Source organism: Nonomuraea sediminis (genome assembly GCF_018531495.1).
GTDB lineage: Bacteria > Actinomycetota > Actinomycetes > Streptosporangiales > Streptosporangiaceae > Nonomuraea > Nonomuraea sediminis.
In genome coordinates this window covers 108,544-129,039 of the sequence record NZ_JAHDTI010000013.1, presented here as the reverse complement: position 1 = coordinate 129,039, position 20,496 = coordinate 108,544, and the positions used below count along the sequence as shown (strand labels likewise).

The 20,496-nt window shown below is 72.2% G+C and carries 22 protein-coding genes and 1 pseudogene; 7 read left to right on the top strand and 16 right to left on the bottom strand.

Features of this window, described 5'->3' with window-relative positions:
* Window positions 1–10 precede the first annotated feature (10 nt).
* A complete protein-coding gene (gene lipB / locus KIK09_RS42745) occupies window positions 11–676 on the bottom strand; it encodes a lipoyl(octanoyl) transferase LipB (protein WP_214325234.1) in 666 nt (221 codons plus the stop codon).
* Between the two features lie 151 nt (window positions 677–827).
* On the opposite strand from lipB, the pseudogene KIK09_RS60975 reads away from it, so the two are divergent.
* Together KIK09_RS60975 and KIK09_RS60795 are read left to right on the top strand one after the other, a co-directional pair.
* Window positions 828–1,034 (top strand): annotated as a pseudogene (locus KIK09_RS60975) (FAD-dependent monooxygenase); the annotation flags it as partial.
* Between the two features lie 22 nt (window positions 1,035–1,056).
* Window positions 1,057–1,191, top strand: a complete 135-nt coding sequence (locus KIK09_RS60795) for an aromatic-ring hydroxylase C-terminal domain-containing protein (protein WP_372455760.1) — start codon at window positions 1,057–1,059, stop codon at window positions 1,189–1,191.
* On the opposite strand, the gene KIK09_RS42735 is transcribed toward KIK09_RS60795, so the two are convergent.
* Window positions 1,151–1,345, bottom strand: coding sequence for a PspC domain-containing protein (locus KIK09_RS42735; RefSeq protein WP_214325232.1), 195 nt, complete (start codon window positions 1,343–1,345; stop codon window positions 1,151–1,153). The two genes, KIK09_RS60795 and KIK09_RS42735, sit on opposite strands and share 41 nt — an antisense overlap.
* A gap of 65 nt (window positions 1,346–1,410) precedes the next feature.
* Window positions 1,411–1,893, bottom strand: a complete 483-nt coding sequence (locus KIK09_RS42730) for an HAD domain-containing protein (protein ID WP_250574683.1) — start codon at window positions 1,891–1,893, stop codon at window positions 1,411–1,413.
* Between the two features lie 44 nt (window positions 1,894–1,937).
* Between KIK09_RS42730 and KIK09_RS42725 the strand changes: the two genes are divergently transcribed.
* Window positions 1,938–2,768 carry an undecaprenyl-diphosphate phosphatase gene (locus KIK09_RS42725; protein WP_214325231.1) on the top strand — a complete coding sequence of 277 codons (831 nt, stop codon included), beginning with the start codon at window positions 1,938–1,940 and terminating at the stop codon, window positions 2,766–2,768.
* 7 nt (window positions 2,769–2,775) lie between these two features.
* On the opposite strand, the gene KIK09_RS42720 is transcribed toward KIK09_RS42725, so the two are convergent.
* The 3 genes from KIK09_RS42720 to KIK09_RS42710 are packed head-to-tail and all read right to left on the bottom strand — an operon-like array spanning window position 2,776 to window position 5,297.
* Window positions 2,776–4,218 carry an amidase gene (locus KIK09_RS42720; protein ID WP_214325230.1) on the bottom strand — a complete coding sequence of 481 codons (1,443 nt, stop codon included), beginning with the start codon at window positions 4,216–4,218 and terminating at the stop codon, window positions 2,776–2,778.
* 19 nt (window positions 4,219–4,237) lie between these two features.
* Window positions 4,238–4,474 carry a type II toxin-antitoxin system antitoxin gene (locus KIK09_RS42715; RefSeq protein WP_214325503.1) on the bottom strand — a complete coding sequence of 79 codons (237 nt, stop codon included), beginning with the start codon at window positions 4,472–4,474 and terminating at the stop codon, window positions 4,238–4,240.
* Window positions 4,467–5,297 (bottom strand): SPFH domain-containing protein, encoded by an 831-nt coding sequence (locus tag KIK09_RS42710; protein WP_214325229.1) that lies wholly within the window; start codon window positions 5,295–5,297, stop codon window positions 4,467–4,469. The genes KIK09_RS42715 and KIK09_RS42710 overlap by 8 nt, the downstream gene beginning before the upstream one ends.
* A gap of 66 nt (window positions 5,298–5,363) precedes the next feature.
* Between KIK09_RS42710 and KIK09_RS42705 the strand changes: the two genes are divergently transcribed.
* Window positions 5,364–6,557 carry a threonine synthase gene (locus KIK09_RS42705; RefSeq protein ID WP_214325228.1) on the top strand — a complete coding sequence of 398 codons (1,194 nt, stop codon included), beginning with the start codon at window positions 5,364–5,366 and terminating at the stop codon, window positions 6,555–6,557.
* Here KIK09_RS42705 and KIK09_RS42700 read toward each other — a convergent pair.
* Genes KIK09_RS42700 through KIK09_RS42690 form a run of 3 tightly spaced genes read right to left on the bottom strand, consistent with a single transcriptional unit; the run spans window position 6,517 to window position 9,789 of the window.
* Window positions 6,517–7,143 (bottom strand): hypothetical protein, encoded by a 627-nt coding sequence (locus KIK09_RS42700; RefSeq protein WP_214325227.1) that lies wholly within the window; start codon window positions 7,141–7,143, stop codon window positions 6,517–6,519. The two genes, KIK09_RS42705 and KIK09_RS42700, sit on opposite strands and share 41 nt — an antisense overlap.
* Window positions 7,140–9,485: an ATP-dependent helicase HrpB gene (hrpB, locus tag KIK09_RS42695; protein ID WP_214325226.1), complete on the bottom strand. Its 2,346-nt coding sequence runs from the start codon at window positions 9,483–9,485 to the stop codon at window positions 7,140–7,142. The genes KIK09_RS42700 and hrpB overlap by 4 nt, the downstream gene beginning before the upstream one ends.
* Window positions 9,472–9,789 (bottom strand): ArsR/SmtB family transcription factor, encoded by a 318-nt coding sequence (locus KIK09_RS42690; protein ID WP_214325225.1) that lies wholly within the window; start codon window positions 9,787–9,789, stop codon window positions 9,472–9,474. Before KIK09_RS42690 ends, hrpB begins: the two co-directional genes overlap by 14 nt.
* 63 nt (window positions 9,790–9,852) lie before the next feature.
* On the opposite strand from KIK09_RS42690, the gene KIK09_RS42685 reads away from it, so the two are divergent.
* Window positions 9,853–10,995, top strand: a complete 1,143-nt coding sequence (locus KIK09_RS42685) for an MFS transporter (RefSeq protein ID WP_214325224.1) — start codon at window positions 9,853–9,855, stop codon at window positions 10,993–10,995.
* Here the strand turns inward: KIK09_RS42685 and KIK09_RS42680 are convergent.
* From KIK09_RS42680 to KIK09_RS42650, 7 genes are all read right to left on the bottom strand, one after another.
* A complete protein-coding gene (locus tag KIK09_RS42680; protein ID WP_214325223.1) occupies window positions 10,953–11,558 on the bottom strand; it encodes a TetR/AcrR family transcriptional regulator in 606 nt (201 codons plus the stop codon). The genes KIK09_RS42685 and KIK09_RS42680 overlap by 43 nt on opposite strands.
* A 105-nt stretch (window positions 11,559–11,663) precedes the next feature.
* Window positions 11,664–12,545: a LysR family transcriptional regulator gene (locus tag KIK09_RS42675; RefSeq protein ID WP_214325222.1), complete on the bottom strand. Its 882-nt coding sequence runs from the start codon at window positions 12,543–12,545 to the stop codon at window positions 11,664–11,666.
* Window positions 12,546–12,787: 242 nt separating this feature from the next.
* The gene (locus KIK09_RS42670; RefSeq protein ID WP_214325221.1) at window positions 12,788–13,627 is read right to left on the bottom strand and encodes an aldehyde dehydrogenase family protein; all 840 of its coding nucleotides are present in this window, start codon (window positions 13,625–13,627) and stop codon (window positions 12,788–12,790) included.
* Window positions 13,627–13,797, bottom strand: coding sequence for a hypothetical protein (locus KIK09_RS42665; RefSeq protein WP_214325220.1), 171 nt, complete (start codon window positions 13,795–13,797; stop codon window positions 13,627–13,629). The genes KIK09_RS42670 and KIK09_RS42665 overlap by 1 nt, the downstream gene beginning before the upstream one ends.
* Window positions 13,790–15,208: an aldehyde dehydrogenase family protein gene (locus tag KIK09_RS42660; protein ID WP_214325219.1), complete on the bottom strand. Its 1,419-nt coding sequence runs from the start codon at window positions 15,206–15,208 to the stop codon at window positions 13,790–13,792. Before KIK09_RS42660 ends, KIK09_RS42665 begins: the two co-directional genes overlap by 8 nt.
* A 1-nt stretch (window position 15,209) precedes the next feature.
* A complete protein-coding gene (deoC, locus tag KIK09_RS42655; RefSeq protein ID WP_214325218.1) occupies window positions 15,210–16,139 on the bottom strand; it encodes a deoxyribose-phosphate aldolase in 930 nt (309 codons plus the stop codon).
* A 47-nt stretch (window positions 16,140–16,186) separates the two neighbouring features.
* On the bottom strand, window positions 16,187–17,230 hold the full coding sequence (locus KIK09_RS42650; protein ID WP_214325217.1) for a hypothetical protein: 1,044 nt from the start codon (window positions 17,228–17,230) through the stop codon (window positions 16,187–16,189).
* Window positions 17,231–17,389: 159 nt separating this feature from the next.
* Here KIK09_RS42650 and KIK09_RS42645 point away from each other — a divergent pair, with 159 nt between their 5' ends.
* Together KIK09_RS42645 and KIK09_RS59650 are read left to right on the top strand one after the other, a co-directional pair.
* Window positions 17,390–17,536: a hypothetical protein gene (locus KIK09_RS42645; RefSeq protein WP_214325216.1), complete on the top strand. Its 147-nt coding sequence runs from the start codon at window positions 17,390–17,392 to the stop codon at window positions 17,534–17,536.
* Window positions 17,537–17,625: 89 nt separating this feature from the next.
* Window positions 17,626–20,493: an ATP-binding protein gene (locus tag KIK09_RS59650; protein WP_214325215.1), complete on the top strand. Its 2,868-nt coding sequence runs from the start codon at window positions 17,626–17,628 to the stop codon at window positions 20,491–20,493.
* The last annotated feature ends 3 nt before the right edge of the window (window positions 20,494–20,496 follow it).

Sequence of the window (20,496 nt, the reverse complement as noted above, 5' to 3'; positions counted from 1 at the left end):
CCCCTCCGCCCTACGGGTACGGCGGGGCCCCGCCGTACCCGTAGGAGGCCTCGAAGGCGGTGGCGACGACGGGGCGGACCTGGTCCAGGGTGGCGGCGCCGAGTTCGCGCTTGAGCGAGGTCATGTCGACGTCGGGCATCCCACAGGCGACGGCCCACTGCCAGGGCTCGAGGTTGCCGTCGACGTTGAGGGCGAAGCCGTGGCTGGTGACGCCGCGGCTCTGGCGCATGCCGATGGAGACGATCTTGCGGCCCGTCTCGGCCGTCCAGACCCCGGTGAGAAGCTCCGAGCCGGGCGGCGTGTCGCGGCGCTCGGCGGGCAGGCCGAGCGCGCCGAGGGCGTCGACGAGGCGGAGCTCGACCTCGCGCACGTAGTCGACGATGCCCTCGGACTCCTCCAGCTTGACGATGAGGTAGCCGACGAGCTGCCCCGGCCCGTGGTAGGTGAGCTGCCCGCCGCGGCCCGTCTCGGCGACGGGGATGCCGTGGGAGGGATCGGGCAGGTGCTCGACCGGCGTCCGCCGGCCGACGGTGTAGACCGACGGGTGGCTGAGCAGCCAGAGAGTGTCGGGCCGTTCGTCGCGCTGGCGCTGCCCGACCAGCTCCACCATGCGCTCCATCGCCTTGTCGTAGTCGACGAGATCATCCTGGATGAGACTCAGCGGCCTAGCCCTCATGCTTCGAGGATAGAGCGCATTCCGGACACCAGCGCCCGCAGCCCGAACTCGAAGTCGCCATCGGCGTCCTCCCAGACCGCGTGGTCGAGCTCGTCGATGGCCGACCCGACCACGAAGCGCCCGACCGCGATGAACGCCCGGAGCGCGTCAGGCCGGGGACGCCGCGCACGTCCACATGCCCTTCGGCGGCCAGGGCATGAACACCGGGCTCCAGGACGCGGCCAACCTGGGCTGGAAGCTGGCGCTCGCCGTACAGGGCAGGGCCGACGTGCTCGACACCTACGAGCGGGAGCGCCACCCCGTCGCGGCGGCGGTGCTGGAGAACACGCTCCAGCAGGTGGCGCTCGGCCGCACCGACGAGCAGACGATGGTCCGACCGCGTGAACGTGGCACCCGGCCAGCGCGACCGGCTGATCCGCCCCGACGGGTACGTCGCCTGGGAACCCCAGTCGGCCGAACCCGTCGAGGCCGCGCTCACACGCTGGTTCGGTAACCCCGCGGCTCCTCGGGGATGAGGATCCACATGACGACGTAGACGACCCACATCGGGCCGGGCAGCAGCGACAGGAGCAGCCAGATCACCCGCACGAGCGTCGGCGGCAGGCCGAACTTGTCGGCGAGGCCGCCGCAGACTCCGGCCAGGACCCGGTGCTCTCGTGAGCGGTACATGATGTTTCCTCCCGTGGTGAGCTACTCACCAGGAAGAACGGACGGGCAGGGCGTCAGGTATCCCGTCACGGACCCTGAGAAAACCCCGACAGGGTCAGCCACTCGGCGGCCGTCTCCAGATGTCGGCTGGTCAGCCCGCGTCGGGGCTCGACGGGGACGAGCAGGAATTCGCCGACACCCTGATGCCCCCTGAGGTATTCCTCGTCGGCCTCCCAGATCTGGTCGTCGAACCAGACGAATGGCCTGCCCCGCACGTAGGCGGCCACGCTCGGCGACTTGGGGCCCGGCGCCAGAGGGATCACGGGGAGCTCAGGCAGGCCGAGCCGGGGCGCGATCCACTCGTTCGCGTGCTCCTCCCAGGTCGTCGCCCAGACCAGCTGGGCCCTGGTGCGCAGAGCCAGCTCGAGCAGGCGGGCGCCGTGCCGCCAGTTCAGGTGCACGGTGTAGACCTGGTCGCCGATCTTGCACTCGTAACGCCGGAAGTCCGGGGTCGCTCGACCGAACGGGTTGAGCACCCCGTCGACGTCGACGAGCAGCAGGGGCCTCATACCGGGCAGAGTACCCCGCGGCGACCTTCCGCTAGCCTGTCCCGGTGATCGGCTGGTTCGAAGCAGTGGTGCTGGGTCTGGTGCAGGGGCTGACAGAGTTCCTGCCGATCTCCTCCAGCGCCCACATCCGGGTCGTGCCCGCGTTGCTGGACTGGCCCGACCCGGGAGCGGCGTTCACCGCGGTCATCCAGCTCGGCACCGAGGCCGCGGTCCTGATCTACTTCCGCAAGGAGATCTGGGAGATCGTCTCCACCTGGGTGCGCTCGCTGTGGACCCCGGAGCTGCGTGGCGAGTTCGCGGCCAGGATGGGCTGGTACGTCATCGTCGGCACGCTGCCGATCGCGATTCTCGGCGTGGCGTTCAAGGACCAGATCGAGACCGTCTTCCGCGACCTGCGCCTGGTGGGCACCACGCTGGTGGTCTTCGCCCTCATCCTGTGGTTCGCCGACAGGACGGCGCGCAGCACGATCACGCTGGAGAGGCATCTCGACTTCGTCCATGCCATCGTCTACGGCTTCGCGCAGTCGCTGGCCCTCATCCCCGGCGTGTCCAGGTCGGGCGGCACGATCACGGCAGGGCTCCTGCTCGACTACCGCCGCGAGGACGCCGCCCGCTACTCCTTCCTGCTGGCGATGCCCGCGGTGCTGTCGTCGGGCCTGCTGGAGCTCACCAAGATCGGCGATGAGCAGTCGCCCGCCTGGGGTCCCACCCTGCTGGCCACCGCGATCTCCTTCGCCGTCGGCTACGCCGCGGTCGCCTGGTTCCTGCGCTACATCAGCCGGCACCGCTTCACGATCTTCGTGATCTACCGCATCGTCCTCGGCCTGTTCCTCATCTTCGCCGTGACCATCGGCTGGCTCCCCGCTCAGGGCTGAGCACGGCTCAGTAGGAGAAGCCGCGGGCGTGGCGCTGCCAGGGGTGCGAGGACTCCAGCTGCGCGGCCAGCCCGAGCAGGTGCGGCTCGCCGCCGGGCGGCGCCACGAGCTGGACGCCGATCGGCAGCCCGCTCGAGTGCGTGGCGAACGGCACGGTCATCGCCGGCCACCCGCACATGTTCCACGGACCGGTGCAGGGCGCGTAGCGCACGTTGCCCAGCGCGTTGCGCAGGAAGCCGCGCTCGCCCCACCCCTCGGCGACCGGCGGCGGCGCGGCCAGCGTCGGCGTGATCAGCACGTCGGCGTCGCCGAACCACTGGTCGGCGCCGTAGTCCTGCCAGCGCTCGCGCCCCTTGGCCCCCTCCAGCTTGAGCCTGCGCAGCACGGCTCCCGCCCTGGCCAGCGACCGCGTCCGCCGCTGCAGCCGGGCACGGTCGTAGGTGGCGGCCGACTCCGAGGCGCGGGCCAGCCAGGTCGCGACGGTGCTCGGGCCCAGCCACGCGGGCAGCCTGCCGTGCTCGACCACGGTGTGCCCGGCGACACGCAGCGCCTCGGCGGCGGCCGTGACCGCGCTCTGGAACTCCATGTCCACCCCGAGCCCCGGCGGGAGCGGGCGGGGCGCGTAGGCCACCCGCAGGTCGAACAGCTCCGCCGCGGGCTGCACGGGCGCCTGCTCCCACACCTGGTCGTCGTCGGCCCACACCGAGCGCAGCATCGGCGGCTCCGGCTCCACCCGCGTGCCCGTGCGCCAGGACTCCGCCAGCGCCGGATCGGCGGCCAGCACCGACAGCATCACCGACAGGTCCTCCACGGTCGTGGCGAGCGGGCCGTTCTCGGCGAGGCCCTGCCAGTCCTCCGTCGGCCTGGGTACCAGCCCGGGACCCGGCTTCAGCCCGAGGACGCCGCAGCAGGCGCCCGGGATGCGCAGGGAGCCCATGCCGTCGTTGCCGAGCGCGATCGGCACCATGCCCGCGGCCACGGCCGCGGCGCTGCCCGAGGACGAGCCGCCGGCCGTACGGGAGGGGTTCCACGGGTTGCGGACCACGCCGTAGTGGCTGTCGCCGAAGGCGACCAGGCCCAGCTCGGGCAGGTTGGTCAGGCCGACGACCACGGCGCCCGCGGCCCGCAGGCGGGCGACCGTGTCGTGGTCGTGGTCGCAGATCGACTCGGAGGTGGCGGCCGAGCCGGAACGCCGGGTCTCGCCCGCCACCTCCAGGTTGTCCTTGACCGCGACGGGCACGCCCGCCAGCGGCAACTCGGCCAGGTCGCGGCGTTTCTGCACGGCCCGCGCCTCGTCGATCGCGCGCTCCCTGACCACGCGGAAGGCGCCCACGCGAGCGTCGCGCTCGGCGATCGCGTGCAGGTGCTCCTCGACCACCGTCGCGGCTGTCACGTCGCCCTGCCGTACGGCTGCCGCGATCTCGACGGCGGACCTGCCTGCCCACAGCATGGTCCAAGCATGCAGCTTTCTACCGTTCGTGGCGAGGCTCCCGCCCTGCCTCCTTCAGCGCCAGGCGCAACGCGTACTCGATCTGCGCGTTGACGCTGCGGAGGTCGTCGGCCGCCCACTTAGCGATCGCGTCGTAAACGGCCGGATCAAGCCGCAGCAGGAGCTTCTTGCGTGCTGTTGGTCGCGCTCCCGACGGGCCCTCCGTGGTTACGCGAGCTGCCGCCTCCGGGCCCTGCTCGCCGCTCCGGTCAGGCATACAGGCTGCCGGTGTTCACCACCGGCTGGGTCGCGCGGTCGCCGCACAGCACGACCAGCAGGTTGGAGACCATCTGGGCCTTGCGCTCCTCGTCGAGGTCGACGACGTGCTCGGCGGCCAGCCGGTCGAGGGCGAGCTGCACCATGCCCACCGCGCCCTCCACGATGCGGGTGCGGGCGGCGACGATCTGGTCGGCCTGCTGGCGCACCAGCATCGCCTGGGCGATCTCCGGCGCGTAGGCCAGGTGCGTGATGCGCGCCTCGAGGATCTCGATCCCGGCCAGCCCGGTGCGCTCGCTCAGCTCGGTGGTCAGCTCGCCGGCCACCTCGGTGCCGTCGCGCAGGCTCGTCCGGTCCGACTCGTGCGAGTCGTAGGGGTGCACGGTGGCCAGGTGCCGCACCGCCGCCTCGGACTGGATCGCGATGTACCGCCCGTAGTCGTCGACCGCGAAGACCGCCTTGGCGGTGTCGATCACCTTGTAGACGACGACCGCGGCGATCTCGACCGGGTTGCCGTTGGCGTCGTTGACCTTGAGCTTGGGGGTCTCGAAGTTGCGTACGCGCAGCGTGACCTTGCGCTTGGAGGTGAACGGCAGCACCCACAGGAAGCCCGCGTCGTTGACGGTGCCGATGTAGCGGCCGAGGAACTGCACGACCTTGGCCTCGTTCGGGTTCACCACCGTGAAGCCGGTGGCCATGAGCACGAAGACCACCACCCAGGCGATGCCCAGGACCTCGATCGAGACGACGGCCGCCACCGCGGCCAGCACCAGCAGGACCAGCAGTACGACAAAGCCGTTGACCCGGAAAGCCCGCCGTTCCATCCCGACTCCTTGCTATCGAAGTGATATCACCACGATAGCTCTTTTCCGGCTGGAATGATGCATCGCATGAATCGGGACACTCTGGCCATCGCCCAGCGCTCGCTCGGCGACCCCTCGCTGACCTTTCCGCTCTCGCCGCCGCTGACCAGAGGCTGTCCCCGGACGAGCACCGCGGAGATCGCCTACCCGCTGGAGGTGGACTACGACTACGCGCGCGTGCCCGCCGGGCTGTTCGAGCAGGAGCCCGGGCCCGACCTGGCGCGCTGGCAGCCGCTGCTGCCGATGCTGCACGCGCCCACGCTGGGCGAAGGCGGGACGCCTTTGGTGGAGTTCGACGGCGTGTACATCAAGGACGAATCCCGCAACCCCACCTGGTCGCACAAGGACCGGCTGAACCGGGTGGCCGTGAGCGCGGCGGTCGGGGAGGGCGCGCCCGGGGTGGTGGCGGCCTCGTCGGGCAACCACGGGGCGTCGGCCGCCGCCTACGCCGCCAGGGCCGGGCTGGACGCGGTCGTGCTGGCCTCGGCCGAGGCGCCGCCGGCCGTGCAGTCGTTCGTGCGGGCCTACGGCGCGCGGGTGGTGACCGTACCCGCGGAAAAGAGGTGGCCGCTGCTGCGCGAGATCGTCGACAGGCTCGGCTACCACCCGGTCAGCAACCAGACGGTCACCCACACCGGGCACCCGTACGGGCCCGAGGGCTACAAGACCATCGCCTACGAGGTGTTCCTGCAGCTCGGCGCCGTGCCGGCCGCGGTGTTCCCGCCGACGGGGTACGGCGAGCTGCTGTACGGCCTCTGGAAGGGCTTCGCCGAGCTGCGCAGGCTGGGCGTGACGCGGGAGACGCCGCGGATGTTCTCCTGCGAGCCCGCCGCGGGCGGGCCGACCGCCCGCGCGGTGGGCAGCGGCGCACCGGCGGCCATCGTGGAGCTCGGCCGCACCGACGCCTACGGGGTGGCGTGCGACGTGGGCGGGCACCGGGCCGTGCGCGCCGTGCTCGACAGCGGCGGCGAGGCGCTGCTCGTCACCGACGACGAGATGCGCGCCGCGCAGCGGGCGCTGGCCGATCAGGGGCTCTGGTACGAGCTGTCCGGCGCGGCGGGGGTGGCCGCCTGCCGCAAGCTGGGCCGCTCCTTCGACGGGCCCGTCGTGTGCGTGGCCACCTCGAGCGGCTTCAAGGACCTCGGCGTGGGCACGGCCGAGGTGGAGGTGGTGTCCGAGCCTACGTTCGAAGCCATATTCGCAGCGAGCCGGTCTGCGTGAAGCCGTGCCGCTCGGCCGGCGCGGGGTCGCTCTCGTACCCGACCAGGCGCCTGCCCGGATGCAGGCGCGCTGCCATGGCCAGGACGCCGGGCCAGGGGTCGGGGCCGAAGACGTTGGAGACGCCCACCACGTCGCCCGTGCGGTTGAGCACCGCGCCGCCGTCCTCGCCGCGCAGGATCTCCACCGGCTCGGTGAGGATCCCGGGGCGGAAGACGCCGTGGTCGTCGCCGGAGAACAGGTCCTTCTCCCACGCCCGCAGGTCATCGGCCGTCTCGACGAGCCGCCAGCCCGCCGGGTCGGCCGCGTCCGGCGGGTCCCGCTCGATCCACCGGGCCTCGAAGAGGATCTCGAACCCGGGCAGGTCGAGCGTGGCGAAGCTGTCCTTGACGGAGGCGCCCGGCCCGGCGTCGATCCCGTCCAGGACGTCGGCCGGCGTCGCCTCGGGCGACAGCGTGACCGCGTCGGGATAGTAGAGCGGGGTCCTGCGCGCGCTGGTCCACGCGCGGGCACCGAAGGCGCCCTGGATGCCGTGAGTACGGCAGACCAGGTCACACCACTCGGCGTTGTTACGGGCAGGGTGCGTCATGAGCGTTTCGTCCGTCGGGTCGGGGTGGCCTCGAGAGGGTTCTCCGGCCAGGGATGCTTGGGATAGCGGCCGCGCATCTCGGCCCGCACGGCACGGTAGCCGTCGCCCCAGAACGAGGCCAGGTCCGCCGTGACCGCGACCGGGCGTCCCGCCGGTGACAGCAGGTGCACCAGCAGCGGAACCCCGGCGATCACCGGCGTCTCGGTCCAGCCGAACAGCTCCTGCAGCTTGACCGCGAGCACCGGCTGCTCACCGGAGTAGTCGAGGCGGACCTGGGAGCCGGTGGGCACCTCGATCCGCTCGGGCGCCACCTCCTCGAGCCGCTGTGACCAGGGGATCAGGCGGCGCAGCGCGGCGGCCACGTCGATGCGTTCCAGGTCGGCGCGGCGGCGGGCCCTGGACAGCTCGGGCTCCAGCCACCGGTCGGCCAGCGAGATCAGGTCGTCCATCGCGGGCCACGGCTCGCCGAGCGCGCGACGGCAGAACGCCAGCCGGTCGCGTAGGGCCACGGCGGCCGGGGTCCAGGTGAGCACGTTCTCGGTGCGCAGGCCGTACAGCAGCGCCTCGCGGACGTCGGCGTCCTCAAGCGGGGCGGCGGACAGCTCGATCGCGCCCAGCCGTTCGATCCTGCGGGCCACGACGTCGCCGCGCCGCCAGGCCACCTCCTGCTCGACCGTGACGGGCAGGACCCGCCTGGCGGTCTCCTCGTCGATCACGACGGCCTGCCGGATGCGGGCGCTCGCGTTGCCCGTCTGGCGGTCGGCCACCGCGATGGCCAGCCACTCGGCGGTCGCCAGCCGGGAACCCTCGGCCAGCTCGGCCCGGGTGCCCGACGCCATCAGGTAGCCGCCGCCCCGCCTGCGCGCCACCCGCTCGGGGAACGCCAGCGCGACCGCCGTTCCGGCCACCGCCTCGTCCACGCCCGTCCGCGCAGGAGTGCCCGCGGCCAACCGCCTGACCTCCTGCTTCCACCGCGAGGAGTACGGCGTGCCACCCCGCCGCGCCGCGCGCCAGACCTCGATCAGGTCGTCACCCGAGTCCCTGGGCAGTTGTTCGGACAGCAGGGCCACCACCTCGGCCGCCCCGGGTCCGGCGTCCAGGAGGGCCCGGGCGAGCCGCGGCTGGGTCCCCGCCAGCGCCATCGCCCGCCCGCGCTCGGTCACCCGCCCGTCCGCGACCGCGCCCAGCCCTTCGAGCACCCGGGTCGCCGCCCGCATCGCGGCCCGCGGCGGCTCGTCGAGCAGCGCCAGATCCGCGCCGCCCCAGCAGGCCACCTGCAGCGCGAACCCGGTGAGGTCCGCCAGGGCGATCTCCGGGCGTGGCTGCTCGGCCAGCCGTTCGTGGTCGGCCTGCGACCAGCACCGGTACACCGCGCCGGGAGCCTCGCGCCCGGCGCGGCCGGCCCGCTGGTCGGCCGCCGCCCTGGAGACCCGGACGGTGGCCAGCGAGCCCAGCCCGCGCGCGTGGTCGGTGCGCGGCTCCCTGGCCAGCCCCGCGTCCACCACCACCCGGACGCCGGGCACGGTCAGGCTCGACTCGGCCACCGAGGTGGCCAGCACGACCCGGCGTTCGGTGGCCGGGTTGAGCACCGCGTCCTGGACGTGGGCGGGGGCCTGGCCGTGCACCTGGAGGACCTGGATCCCGTCGAGCATCCCGGCCACCTTGGCGATCTCACCCACGCCGGGCAGGAAGCAGAGCACGTCCCCGGCGCGTTCCGCCAGCGCCCGCCGTACGACGGTGGCGACGTGCGAGAGCAGGGCCGGGTCGACGCGCAGCCCGTGCGGCGGCGCGACGGGGCGCGGCGGCGGGGTCCACAGCACCTCGACCGGGTGCGCCGTGCCGGACGCGCGCACGATCGGCGCGCCGCCGAGCAGGCGCGACCACGGCTCGGCCTCGGCGGTGGCGGAGGTGGCCAGCAGGCGCAGGTCGGGACGGAGCGTGTCGCGCACGTCGAGCAGGAACGCCAGGGCCGTGTCGGCGTCCAGGTGCCGTTCGTGGCACTCGTCGAGCACCACGGCGTCCACGCCGGGCAGCTCGGGATCGCGCTGGAGGCGTTGCAGCAGCACGCCCGTGGTCACGACCTCGACCATCGGGTTCGCGCCCGTGACCCGCTCGCCGCGGATCGTGTAGGAGACGCCCATCCTGCGGGCGGCGGCCCTGACGGCCAGGCGGCGCGGCTCGGCCACCACGACCCGCATCCCCGCCTCGGCCAGGGCGAGCGGGACCACGGTCGTCTTGCCGGTGCCGGGCGGCGCGGTCAGCACGGCCGCGCCGTCCTCTCCCAGCGCCGTCAGCAGGCCGGGCAGCGCCGCGCGGATGGGCAGCGTGTCAGGCGGGGACACGGGCGGCGGCGAGGATCGCGTCGAGCAGGCCGGGGAAGCGGGCGTCGAGGTCGTCGCGGCGCAGGCTGATGTACTTCATCCGCCCCTCCTGCCTGGTGAAGATGACCCCGGCCTCGCGCAGCGTCCGGTAGTGGTGCGAGGCGGTCGACTTGTGCACCTCGAGGTTGTCGCTCACGCCGTGGCAGGTCAGCTCGACGGAGTCCGCGAGCTGGGTGACGATCTCCAGGCGCACCGGGTCGGAAAGGGCCCGCAGGACCTCTGTGAGCTGGATGTCCGCGGTCGCCGGGTGCGGAAGGAGTCGCATGGGCCAAGGCTACCTCCGTTTTATTGTTTGACAACCATCCAACTGTCCTGCCACTTTGTGGGCATGACTGCTCGGCTGTATCCCCTGGCGCTCGGGAATTTCGCCACCGGCACCGGCATGTTCGTCACCGCCGGACTGCTCGCCCCCATCTCGCGGGACCTCGGGGTCTCGCTGTCCGCGGCCGGTCAGCTGATGACCGTGTTCGCGATCTCGTATGCCATCCTGTCGCCGCTGCTCGCGGCGTTGACCGCGCGGCTGTCGCGCAAGCGTGTGCTGTTGATCGCCTTGGCCTTCTTCGTCGTGGGCAACACGCTGACCGCGCTGGCGCCGACGTACCCGCTCGTCATGCTGACCAGGGTCGTCGCCGCCGCGGGCGGGGCCATGTTCACGCCGACCGCCTCGGGCGTGGCCACCGCGTTGAGCACGCCCGAACGTAGGGGGCGGGCGCTGGCGCTGGTCATGGGCGGGTTGACGGTGTCGTCGGCCATCGGGGTGCCGCTGGGGACATGGCTCGGCACGGCCTCCGGGTGGCGTTCCACGATGTGGCTGGTCGTGGGGCTCGGTGTGATCGGGTTGATCGGGGTGGCGGCGGCGGTGCCCGACGTCACGATCGCGACGCCTGGGCGGCTGCGCGAGCGGTTCGCGCCGCTGGGCGACCGCCGGGTGCTGGCCGTGCTGACGACCCAGCTGCTGATGTTCTGCGCCGCGTTCGCCGCCTACACCTACATCGGCTCGCTGCTCGACGTGCCACTGCCCGCCGTGCTGTGGGCGTGGGGGATCGGCGGCGTCATCGGCAACCAGATCGGCGGGCGGCTGACCGACGCGTTCGGGCCGCGGCGGATGGTGCTGCTCGGGCTCACCTCCGCCACGGTGATCCTCGCCCTGATCCCGGTGGCGAACCTGTCCCTGCCCATCGCGCTGGTGTGGGGGCTGGCCTGGGGTGTGCTCGGCTGGCTGATCGCCCCGGCGCAGCAGTACCGCACCGTCGGCGCCGTGCCCGGCAACGTGGCGATCGGGCTCGGCCTGCTGTCCTCGGCTCAGTACGTCGGGGTGTTCGTGGCCGGGATCGCGGGCGGCGTGGCGCTCGACGCGTTCGGACGGACCGGCGTGATCGTGCTGTCGACCGCCGTCGCGCTGCTCGCCCTGGTGTTCACGCTGATCACCTACCGGCCGGTCGCCTCCAAGGAGCCCGAGCCCGTCAGGTAACGCTGCAACGTCGGGGCTATCTCGGCGGCGAGCTGATCGCTGGGCATCGAGGTCAGCGGCTCCATCCGCAGCACGTAGCGGAGCATGGCCACCCCGAGCAGCTGCGTGGCCGCGAGCAGCGCGCGGGTCTCGGCGTGCTCGCGGTCCAGGAGCCTGGCAAGCGGGCGGACCAGTTCCTGGCGCATCAGCTCCTTGAGCAGGTCCGCCGCGGCGGGCGTGGCGGCGGCCGCGTGCACGATGGCCGCCATCCGCGCGCCGCGCTCCGGGTCGTCCCACAGGGCCAGGTATCGGGTGGCCAGCCGTACGCCCAGGTCCTCCAGGTCGCCCTCGAAGGCGGCGGTCAGCCGCTCGACCGGCATGCTCTGCCTGATGGCCGAGGCGAACAGGCCGTCCTTGCTGCCGAAGAAGTGCATCACCAGGGCGGGGTCGACGCCCGCCGTACGCGCGACGCCGCGGATGGTGGTCTGCGCGTAGCCCTTCGCGGTGAACGACCCGATCGCCGCGTCCATGATCGCGTCCCTCGTCTGCGGGCTCCCCGGCCGCCTGCCGCGCTCCTCCTTCATGGGGCCATTCAAACACGCGGAATTCATCTACGTTGAATTCATCATTGGAAGAAATTCTTCGATCGCGGTGGCCGGTGCTGCCGTCGTGCCCGCCGGGGTCTGGCGTCAGTGGGTGGGGAGAAGGCGGCGGGCGTGGGCGATCAACGCGGTGGCGGCCGGGCTCGTGGGGCCCTCGGCACGCCAGATCAGCGCCATCTGGCCACGCAGGCGCGGCCCGGCCAGGGTGAGGACGTGGATGTCGGCATCGGCCGCGGCCGACTCGGGGAGCACCGCCACGCCCAGCCCGCGGGCGGCGAACTGGGCCAGCACGTAAGGCTCGCTGGCCTCAAAGGCCACCCGGGGCCGGAACCCGACCGCGGCGCAGGCGTTCTCAAGCACTGAACGGAGCCCCGTGCCCATCGGCAGTGTGATCAGCGGCCTGTCGCGCAGGTCGGCCAGCTCGACCGACGTGCGCTTGGCCAGCTCGTCATCGTGCGGCACGACCACCACGAGCGGCTGGTCGATGACGATCTGCGTGTCGAGTCCCGGCGGCAGCGGCGCGCCCAGGCCCGCCAGCCCCAGGTCGACCCGGCCGGCGACGACGGCCTCGACCAGGCTCACCGGGTCCAGCTCGACCAGCGAGATCTCCACCCCGGGATGCCCGCGGTGGAACCCGGCCAGCAGCCCGGGAAGGTCGAGCACGGACGGGGCGGTCACGGCGCCCATCGTCACGTGGCCGCGCAGCAGCCCGGACATCTCGTCCACGACCTCCCGCGCGCCCACCACGGCCGCAAGCGCCGCCCTGGCATACGGGAGCACCGCCTTGCCCACCGGGGTGAGCCTGACCGAGCGGCCCGAGCGGTCGAACAGCTCCTGGCCGAGCTCCCGCTCGAGCTGCCGGATCTGCGCGCTCACCCCGGGCTGGGCCACGTGCAGCCGGGCCGCCGCCTTGGTGAACCCCGCCTCCTCGGCGACCGCCACGAAGTACTCGAGCTGCCGAAGCTCCATACCCGATCACGCTAGCAGCCGGCCGGTCACAGCCAGCCGCCTACGCGCACGCACGCCACCATCCCGTCCAGACGGTTCCCGTGCGCCGTGACGGCGGCCCGCCACTCCCGACTCGCCGCCGGCGCCGCGAGCGGGCCCTCAGCCGAAGTACGGCGGGCGGCCGGTGGGGCGGCCCGCCGTACAGCATCAGATCCGGACCGGGCCCTCAGCCTAAGTACGGTGGGGCGGCCCGCCGTACAGCATCAGATCCCGACGGGGTGCCAGACCGTCTTGGTCTCGAGGAAGGCAGTGAGGCGGGACAGGCCCGGGTCGGCGGTCCAGTCCTCGCTCGCGGGGCGGAGGACCCGCTTGAGGTTCTCGGCCGCGGACTGCTCGCACCGCACGGCCAGGTCCGGGTCCGTGACGCCGGTCAGGTCGAGCGCGTTGACGTCCATGTGGGCCGCCAGCCAGGGCGCGAGCTCCGCCTGGTGCCCCGTCAGGATGTTGACGACGCCGCCGGGCAGGTCAGCGGTGGCCAGCACCTCGGCCAGCGTGATCGCGGGCAGTGGGGCCTTCTCCGAGGCCACGACCACGCAGGTGTTGCCCGTGACGATGGCCGGCGCGATCACCGACACCAGCCCGAGCAGCGCATCCGCGGGCGCCACGAGCGCGACCACCCCGGTGGGCTCGGGCGTCGACAGGTTGAAGTACGGCCCCGCCACCGGATTCGCCGACCCGTGCACCGAGGCGATCTTGTCGGACCAGCCCGCGTACCAGACCAGCCGGTCGACCGCGGCGTCCACGGCCTCGAGCGACGCCTTCTTGCCGCCGCCGATCTCCTCGGCGAACTGGGCCCGCCGGCCCTCCAGCATCTCGGCGACCCGGTAGAGGATCTGCCCCCTGTTGTACGGCGTGGCCGCCGACCAGCCGGGGAACGCCTTGCGCGCGGCGGAGACGGCGTCGCGGGCGTCCTTGCGTGAGGCCCTGGCCGCGTTCACCTCGCCCTTGCCGGAGGTCACGATGTAGGACCTTCCACTCTCCGAACGCGGGAAAGCCCCGCCGATGAACAGCTTGTAGGTCTTGCGGACGGACAGCCTGCTCATCACCGCTCCTGCGTCAGGTGCACGGGCACGAAGATCTGGCCGCAGCGGCTGACGCCGCAGCGGTGGGCGTACCAGCCCTCACGGACCGGGCGTCCGGCGCGAGCGAAGGCGTGGCCGCGGGAGGCCTGCGCGCGGCGGGTGCGGCGCTTGGCGCGGCGGTTCTCACACATCAAGGTAGGCCTCCAAGCCGAGCCGCCCGCCCTCGCGGCCGTACCCGGACTCCTTGAAGCCGCCGAACGGCGAGGCCGGGTCGAACCGGTTGAACGTGTTGGCCCACACGACTCCGGCCCTGAGCTTGTCCGCCATCCACAGGATGCGCGAGCCCTTCTCGGTCCAGATGCCGGCCGACAGCCCGTAGGGCGTGTTGTTGGCCTTCTCCACGGCCTCGGCCGGGGTACGGAACGTCAGCACCGACAGCACCGGGCCGAAGATCTCCTCGCGGGCGATCGTGTGCGACTGCGCCACCCCGGTGAAGATCGTCGGAGGGAACCAGAAGCCCTTGCCGGGGATCTCGCAGGCCGGGGACCACCGCTCGGCGCCTTCCTGCTCCCCGATGTCCGACAGCTCACGGATCTTCGAGAGTTGATCGGCGGAGTTGATCGCGCCGATGTCGGTGTTCTTGTCGAGCGGGTCGCCCAGGCGCAGCGTGCCCAGGCGACGCTTCAGCGCGGCGATCAGCTCGTCGTGCACCGACTCCTGCACCAGCAGCCTGGACCCGGCGCAGCACACGTGGCCCTGGTTGAAGAAGATGCCGTTGACGATGCCCTCGACGGCCTGGTCGAGCGCGGCGTCCTCGAACACGATGTTCGCGGCCTTGCCGCCGAGCTCCAGCGTCACCTTCTTGTCCGTGCCCGCCACCGTGCGGGCGATGATGCGGCCCACCTCGGTGGAGCCGGTGAAGGCCACCTTGTCGACGTCCGGGTGCGCCACGACCGCGGCGCCCGTCTGCCCGGCGCCGGTGACGATGTTGACCACGCCCGGCGGCAGATCGGCCTGCTGACAGATCTCGGCGAACAGCAGCGCGGTCAGCGGGGTCGTCTCGGCCGGCTTGAGCACCACGGTGTTACCGCAGGCCAGCGCGGGGGCGATCTTCCACGCCAGCATCAGCAGCGGGAAGTTCCACGGGATGACCTGCCCGGCCACGCCGAGGGGCTTGGTGCCGAATCCGGCGTACTCCAGCTTGTCGGCCCAGCCCGCGTAGTAGAAGAAGTGGGCCGCCACCAGCGGCAGGTCCACGTCGCGCGATTCGCGGATCGGCTTGCCGTTGTCCAGCGACTCCAGCACGGCCAGTTCGCGGGCGCGCTCCTGGATGATGCGGGCGATGCGGAACAGGTACTTGGCCCGTTCGGCGCCGGGCAGGGCGCTCCACACGCCGAAGGCCTTGCGGGCGGCCTGCACGGCCCGGTCCACGTCGTCGGAGGTCGCCGTGGCGATCTCCGCGAGCTTCTCCTCCGACGCCGGGTTGATCGTCTTGAAGGGCTTGCCTGACCCTTCGACGAACTCGCCGTTGATGAACAGGCCGTACGACGACTTGATGTCGACGACGTCGCGTGACTCGGGGGCGGGTGCGTACTCGAACATGTCAGTCCACCGTGAAGTAGTCGGGACCCGCGTAGCGGCCGGTGGCCAGCTTCTGGCGCTGCATCAGCAGATCGTTCAGCAGCGACGAGGCGCCGAGCCTGAACCAGTCCGGCGTCAGCCAGTCGTCGCCGGCCGTCTCGTTGACCAGGACCAGGTTCTTGATGGCGTCCTTGGTGGTGCGGATGCCGCCCGCGGGCTTGACGCCCACCTGCCGCCCGGTGGCGTCGCGGAAGTCGCGCACCGCCTCCAGCATGATCAGCGTGACCGGCAGGGTGGCCGCGGGGGCGACCTTCCCCGTCGAGGTCTTGATGAAGTCGGCACCCGCGATCATGGCCAGCCAGGAGGCCCGCCGTACGTTGTCGTAGGTCGCCAGCTCGCCCGTCTCCAGGATCACCTTCAGGTGCGCGTCGCCGCACGCGGCCTTGATGGCCACGATCTCCTCGAAGACCTTCAGGTAGTCGCCCTCGAGGAAGGCGCCGCGGTCGATGACCATGTCGATCTCGTCCGCGCCGGCCGCCACCGCGAGGCTGGTGTCGCTCACCTTGACCTCGAGCGACGAGCGGCCGCTGGGGAACGCGGTCGCCACCGAGGCCACCTTGACGCCCGAGCCCCTGACGGTGGCGACCGCCTCGGCCACCAGGTCGGGGTAGACGCACACGGCCGCGACCCGGGGCGCGCCCTCGCCGGGGTGCATGGCCTTCGTGCACATGGCACGGACCTTGCCGTGGGTGTCGGCGCCCTCGAGCGTGGTGAGGTCGATCATGGAGATGGCCAGGTCGATGGCCTGCGCCTTGGCCGTCGTCTTGATGGAACGGGTGCCGAGCATCGCCGCCCGCTGGTCCGCGCCGACCCGGTCGACGCCGGGCAGCCCGTGCAGGAATGCTCGCAGCGTCGCGTTGGACGAGGCGACGTCCGCGAGCGTGGTAGTCATGGTTGACACCCCCACAGCATCGCCGACCGGGTGCGGTGATTCCAAACTCACCGATAAGACAAGATCAGCTGACGTGTCGCACCAGACTCCCTGGACTCCGCCGTCGCCCACATGTCCCTGGTTCCCGGCACGTTGGCCAGGCCCTTGACGGCGACCGCGGGCACCTCCACGGGGGTCCAGCGCCCGCCCGCGTGGTGAGTGAGCACGTCCGGGTGGTCCTGGCGCTGGGTGACCAGCCAGAGCCCGCCCGCGCCGTCCGGGGCGACCCTGGTGTAGGCGGTCTCGGCGGGCCGGTGAGCCAGGCGCCGCCAGGTGGATCCGTTCCAGCGCAGCACGACAGCCTCGCGGATGACGCGGCCCTCGTTCAGCGGGAGCACCACCGCGCCCACCGCGTACGCCTCGTTCCTGCCCGTCACCGCGACGTCGTCCAGCTCGACGGTGGCGTCGCCGGCCCGTGAGCGCTCGGGCACCCCGATCGAGGGCACCGGCGTGCGCCGCCAGCCGTGCCCCGTCCAGTGCAGGATCGACGGCAACCGGCCCGCGCTGCTCAGCGCCCACACGTCGTTCCTGCCCGCGGCGGCCAGGTCGGTGATCGGCGACGGCACGTCCACCTGCCGCCACCTACCGTCCGTGAAGTGCCACGCCACGTCCGTCATGCCGTGCGGCCCGAACCGCAGCCCGGCCACCCAGCAGTCCCCCGGACCCGCCGCCACGGCCGCCGTCGCGTGCGCGCCCGCCGTGGGGATCGGGTGCGGCTGCCAGGTCCTGCCGTCCCAGCGCCGCGCGTCCAGTCGCCGGCCGTGCTCGACGAACTGCCACGCCTCACGCGGCCCCGCCGCCGTCACCAGGTACGGCACGGCCGCCCCACCCTGGCCCCGCCACCCGCGGCCGTCCCACCGCAGCAGCGGCCTGCCGTCCCTGACCACCCAGGCGTCGCCCGGTCCCGTGGCCCCCACGTCCCGGAACCCGCCGAGCGACCCGCCCGCGCGCTCCACCGCCACCCGCCATCCGGGCGGCTCGCCGTAGGCACTCTCGGAACACGCCGCGACCAGGGCGGACACGACGAAGAAGACGATCACTAGGTTCCTCACGACCCCTCATCGTGGCGTCCCTAAGACCCTCTGAGGCCCTGCCCTAGGTAGGGGTAAGCCGAAGCTTCGGCAGAGATAAGGCATCCACCCGATGCCCCACCCGGGGCCTTAGCACGACTCTTGAAGGTGTCAGAAAGACAACAAATCCAAGGAGCGGACATGCATCCCGAGATCGAGTTCCAGCTCATGAAGAACCACGCCAACGAGCTCCGTGAGGAGGCTGCCAGGCACCGCCAGGTACGTGAAGCCCAGCGGGCCAACAAGTCCGAGCGCCGCTCGGTCTTCGGCAAGCGCCGTTCGTCATGATCACGCCACGAGAGCCCGGCCGCAACCTCCCTCGCGGCCGGGCCTCAGAGCCGCCCTAAACCCGTCGATAGCTATCTATAAGGCGTGACATGCTGGACGACATGCTGGGACGTTCCGTAAGTCCCGTCTTCGTGGGGCGGGCGCCTGAGCTCGCCACGCTCACCGAGGCCTTTGAAGAGGCCAGAAAAGGAGATGCCACCGCCGTCCTTCTGGGCGGTGAGGCGGGAGTGGGCAAGACACGCCTCGTCCAGCGCTTCGCCGATCAGTCCCGCCAGGTGGGTGCCCGGGTGCTGTTCGGCGGCTGCGTCGAGCTCTCCACCGAGGGCCTGGCCTACGCGCCGTTCACGGCCGCGCTGCGCCAGCTCGTCAGGGAGCAGGGCACCGCGCAGATCGCCGCGCTGCTGCCCGAAGGGGCCGGGCGCGACCTGGCCAGGCTGCTGCCGGAGTTCGGCGAGCCGAGCGGCGACGGCGAGACGGAGACGGGCCGAGCCAGGCTCTTCGAACAGTTCCTCACCCTGCTCGAACGGCTGGCCGACAGCCGGCCCACGATCCTGATCATCGAGGACATCCACTGGGCGGACCGCTCGAGCCGCGACCTGATCGCCTTCCTCAGCCGTAACCTGCGTGCCCCGCAGGTCCTGATCGTGATGACGTACCGATCGGACGACCTGCACCGCCAGCACCCCCTCCGCCCCGTGCTTGCCGAGCTCGGCCGCGTCAACGGCGTGCTCCGCCTGGACCTCCCCCGCCTCTCTCGCGACGAGGTGGCGCAGCAGATGGCCGGGATCCTCGGCAGCACCCCCGACTACGCCAAGGTCGAGAAGGTCTACGAGCGCAGCGAGGGCATCCCGCTGTTCGTCGAGGCGATGCTGGACGGCGGCGAGGACTGCTCGTTCCCCGAGTCGATGACCGACCTGATCCTCGGCTCCGTCGAGCGCCTGCCCGAGGAGACCCAGCGGGTGCTGCGCATCGCCGCGGCCGGTGGCATCCGCGTCGGCCACTCGCTGCTGGCCGCCGTCAGCAGCCTGTCCGACCTGGAACTCGAGGCCGCGCTGCGCCCGGCCATCGCCGGCAACGTGCTGCAGATCGCCGACAACCGCGCCTACGTCTTCCGCCACGCGCTCATCCGCGAAGCCGTACACGACGAGCTGCTGCCCGGCGAGCACCAGCGCCTGCACGCCCGCTTCGCCGAGGAGATCTCCCTCGACCGCAAGCTCGTCCCGCCCGGCCGCGCCGCCGTCGAGCTCGCGCACCACTGGTACGGCGCGCGCAACGACAAGGCGGCGCTGGTGGCCGCCTGGGAGGCGGCGCAGAAGTCGTTCAGGGCGTTCGCCTACACCGAGGCCATCCCGCTGCTCGAACGCGTCCTCATGCTCTGGGACCGGGTGTCGGGCGCGGAGGAGCTGATCGACGCCGACCACACCGCCGTGCTGGAGCGCGCCTCCGAGGCCGCGCGGGCGGGCGGCGACGTCGACAGGGGCGTGAAGTTCATCAAGGCGGCGCTTTCCGAGCTGGACGAGAACCGGGATCCCGGCCGCGTCGCCAAGCTCATGGTGCGCTGGGCCAGCTTCAAGATCTCCAAGGGCAAGATGGGCGTGGTCGAGGACCTACGTGACGCCCTGCGGCTGGTGCCCGCCCCTGGCCAGGAGCGAGCGGACGTGGTCACACCGCTGAGCCAGGACCTCATGCTGCGCGGCGAGGTGGCCGAGGGCACCCAGCTCATCGAGGAGGGCCTACGCCTGGCGGGCGAGCTGGGCGACCGCTGCCTGGAAGGCGACCTGCTGCTGAACCTGGCGCTCGGCCACTCCATCGACGGCGACTACGAGGCCACGCTGGCCACCAACATGCGTGCCCTGGAGCTCGGCAAGCTGGAGAACTCGGGCCGGCTCATCACCCGGGCGATCGGCAACAACATCGACGCCCTCACCGACATGGGCCGCTGGGAAGAGGCGCTCGCGCTGGCCGACGAGGGCTGGCGCGCCGCCAAGAAGTACGGCCGGCTGCGTGCCAGCGGGCTGTTCATCCTCAACAACAAGGCCGAGGTGCTCGAGGCCATCGGCCGCTGGGACGAGGCCATCGAGATCCTGGACGTGGCCGCCAGCTACGGCCCCGTGCTGCGCACCCGGCACCACATGCTGCGCACGCGCGCCGACATCGCCCTGGCCAGGGGCGAGTTCGACCTGGTCGAGGGCATTCTGTCCGAACTCGGCGTGCTCAAGGAGCGCCCCGAGGACTACCTGCAGGACATCACCAACAGCACCCGGCTGCACATCGGCTGGCACCTGCTCAAGGGCGAGCCCGACAGCGCGCTGGCCGTCGCCGAGCGCTACATGGGCCGGCCTTCTCAGTCGAGCAAGGCCATGCTCGGCTGGCGCCTGCTGGCGCTGCTGCGCACCGTGTGCGACGCGGCCGACGCCGTGGAGCCCGACCGTGCCAGGGCCGTGCGCGAGCACGCCGTGGCCGTGGCCGCCGGTCTGCAGGCCAAGGGGCCGGTCGCGGAGGCCTACCGGCTGTCGTACTCGGGCGACTTCGACGCCGCGGCCGCCGCGTGGGAGCGCATCAACCGCCCGCACAACCAGGCCAAGGCGCTGATGCGGGCCGCCTCGGTAGCCGCGCGCTCCGGTGACCGCGAGGGAGCGGGCGGCCGGCTGCGCACCGCGCTCCCGCTGGCACGGGCGCTGCGGGCCACGCCGCTCATCGAGGAGATCGAGACGCTGTCGCGGCGCGTCGGGGCCGGCTCGCCGCAGGAGACGACGTCGGAGCTGCTCACGCCGCGGGAGCTCGAGGTGCTGCGGCTCGTGGCGCTCGGGCGCAGCAACCGGGACATCGCGGCGGAGCTGTTCATCTCGGTCAAGACAGTCAGCGTCCACGTCTCCAACATCCTGTCCAAGCTCGGCGTCACCAGCCGCGGCGAGGCGGCCGCCGCCGCCCATCGCCGCTCCCTCCTGGACGCCTGACCT

Coding starts and splice junctions, on each gene's coding strand:
- KIK09_RS59650 (WP_214325215.1), top strand. CDS start 17,626: ATGCTGGACGACATGCTGGGACGTTCCGTAAGTCCCGTCTTCGTGGGG.
- KIK09_RS42675 (WP_214325222.1), bottom strand. CDS start 12,545: ATGGAGCTTCGGCAGCTCGAGTACTTCGTGGCGGTCGCCGAGGAGGCG.
- KIK09_RS42715 (WP_214325503.1), bottom strand. CDS start 4,474: ATGCCTGACCGGAGCGGCGAGCAGGGCCCGGAGGCGGCAGCTCGCGTA.
- KIK09_RS42720 (WP_214325230.1), bottom strand. CDS start 4,218: ATGCTGTGGGCAGGCAGGTCCGCCGTCGAGATCGCGGCAGCCGTACGG.
- lipB (WP_214325234.1), bottom strand. CDS start 676: ATGAGGGCTAGGCCGCTGAGTCTCATCCAGGATGATCTCGTCGACTAC.
- KIK09_RS42690 (WP_214325225.1), bottom strand. CDS start 9,789: ATGCGACTCCTTCCGCACCCGGCGACCGCGGACATCCAGCTCACAGAG.
- KIK09_RS42660 (WP_214325219.1), bottom strand. CDS start 15,208: ATGTTCGAGTACGCACCCGCCCCCGAGTCACGCGACGTCGTCGACATC.
- KIK09_RS42730 (WP_250574683.1), bottom strand. CDS start 1,893: ATGAGGCCCCTGCTGCTCGTCGACGTCGACGGGGTGCTCAACCCGTTC.
- KIK09_RS42700 (WP_214325227.1), bottom strand. CDS start 7,143: ATGACGCACCCTGCCCGTAACAACGCCGAGTGGTGTGACCTGGTCTGC.
- KIK09_RS42710 (WP_214325229.1), bottom strand. CDS start 5,297: ATGGAACGGCGGGCTTTCCGGGTCAACGGCTTTGTCGTACTGCTGGTC.
- KIK09_RS42735 (WP_214325232.1), bottom strand. CDS start 1,345: ATGTACCGCTCACGAGAGCACCGGGTCCTGGCCGGAGTCTGCGGCGGC.
- KIK09_RS42665 (WP_214325220.1), bottom strand. CDS start 13,797: ATGTGTGAGAACCGCCGCGCCAAGCGCCGCACCCGCCGCGCGCAGGCC.
- KIK09_RS42680 (WP_214325223.1), bottom strand. CDS start 11,558: ATGAAGGAGGAGCGCGGCAGGCGGCCGGGGAGCCCGCAGACGAGGGAC.
- KIK09_RS42705 (WP_214325228.1), top strand. CDS start 5,364: ATGAATCGGGACACTCTGGCCATCGCCCAGCGCTCGCTCGGCGACCCC.
- KIK09_RS42685 (WP_214325224.1), top strand. CDS start 9,853: ATGACTGCTCGGCTGTATCCCCTGGCGCTCGGGAATTTCGCCACCGGC.
- KIK09_RS42645 (WP_214325216.1), top strand. CDS start 17,390: ATGCATCCCGAGATCGAGTTCCAGCTCATGAAGAACCACGCCAACGAG.
- deoC (WP_214325218.1), bottom strand. CDS start 16,139: ATGACTACCACGCTCGCGGACGTCGCCTCGTCCAACGCGACGCTGCGA.
- KIK09_RS42670 (WP_214325221.1), bottom strand. CDS start 13,627: ATGAGCAGGCTGTCCGTCCGCAAGACCTACAAGCTGTTCATCGGCGGG.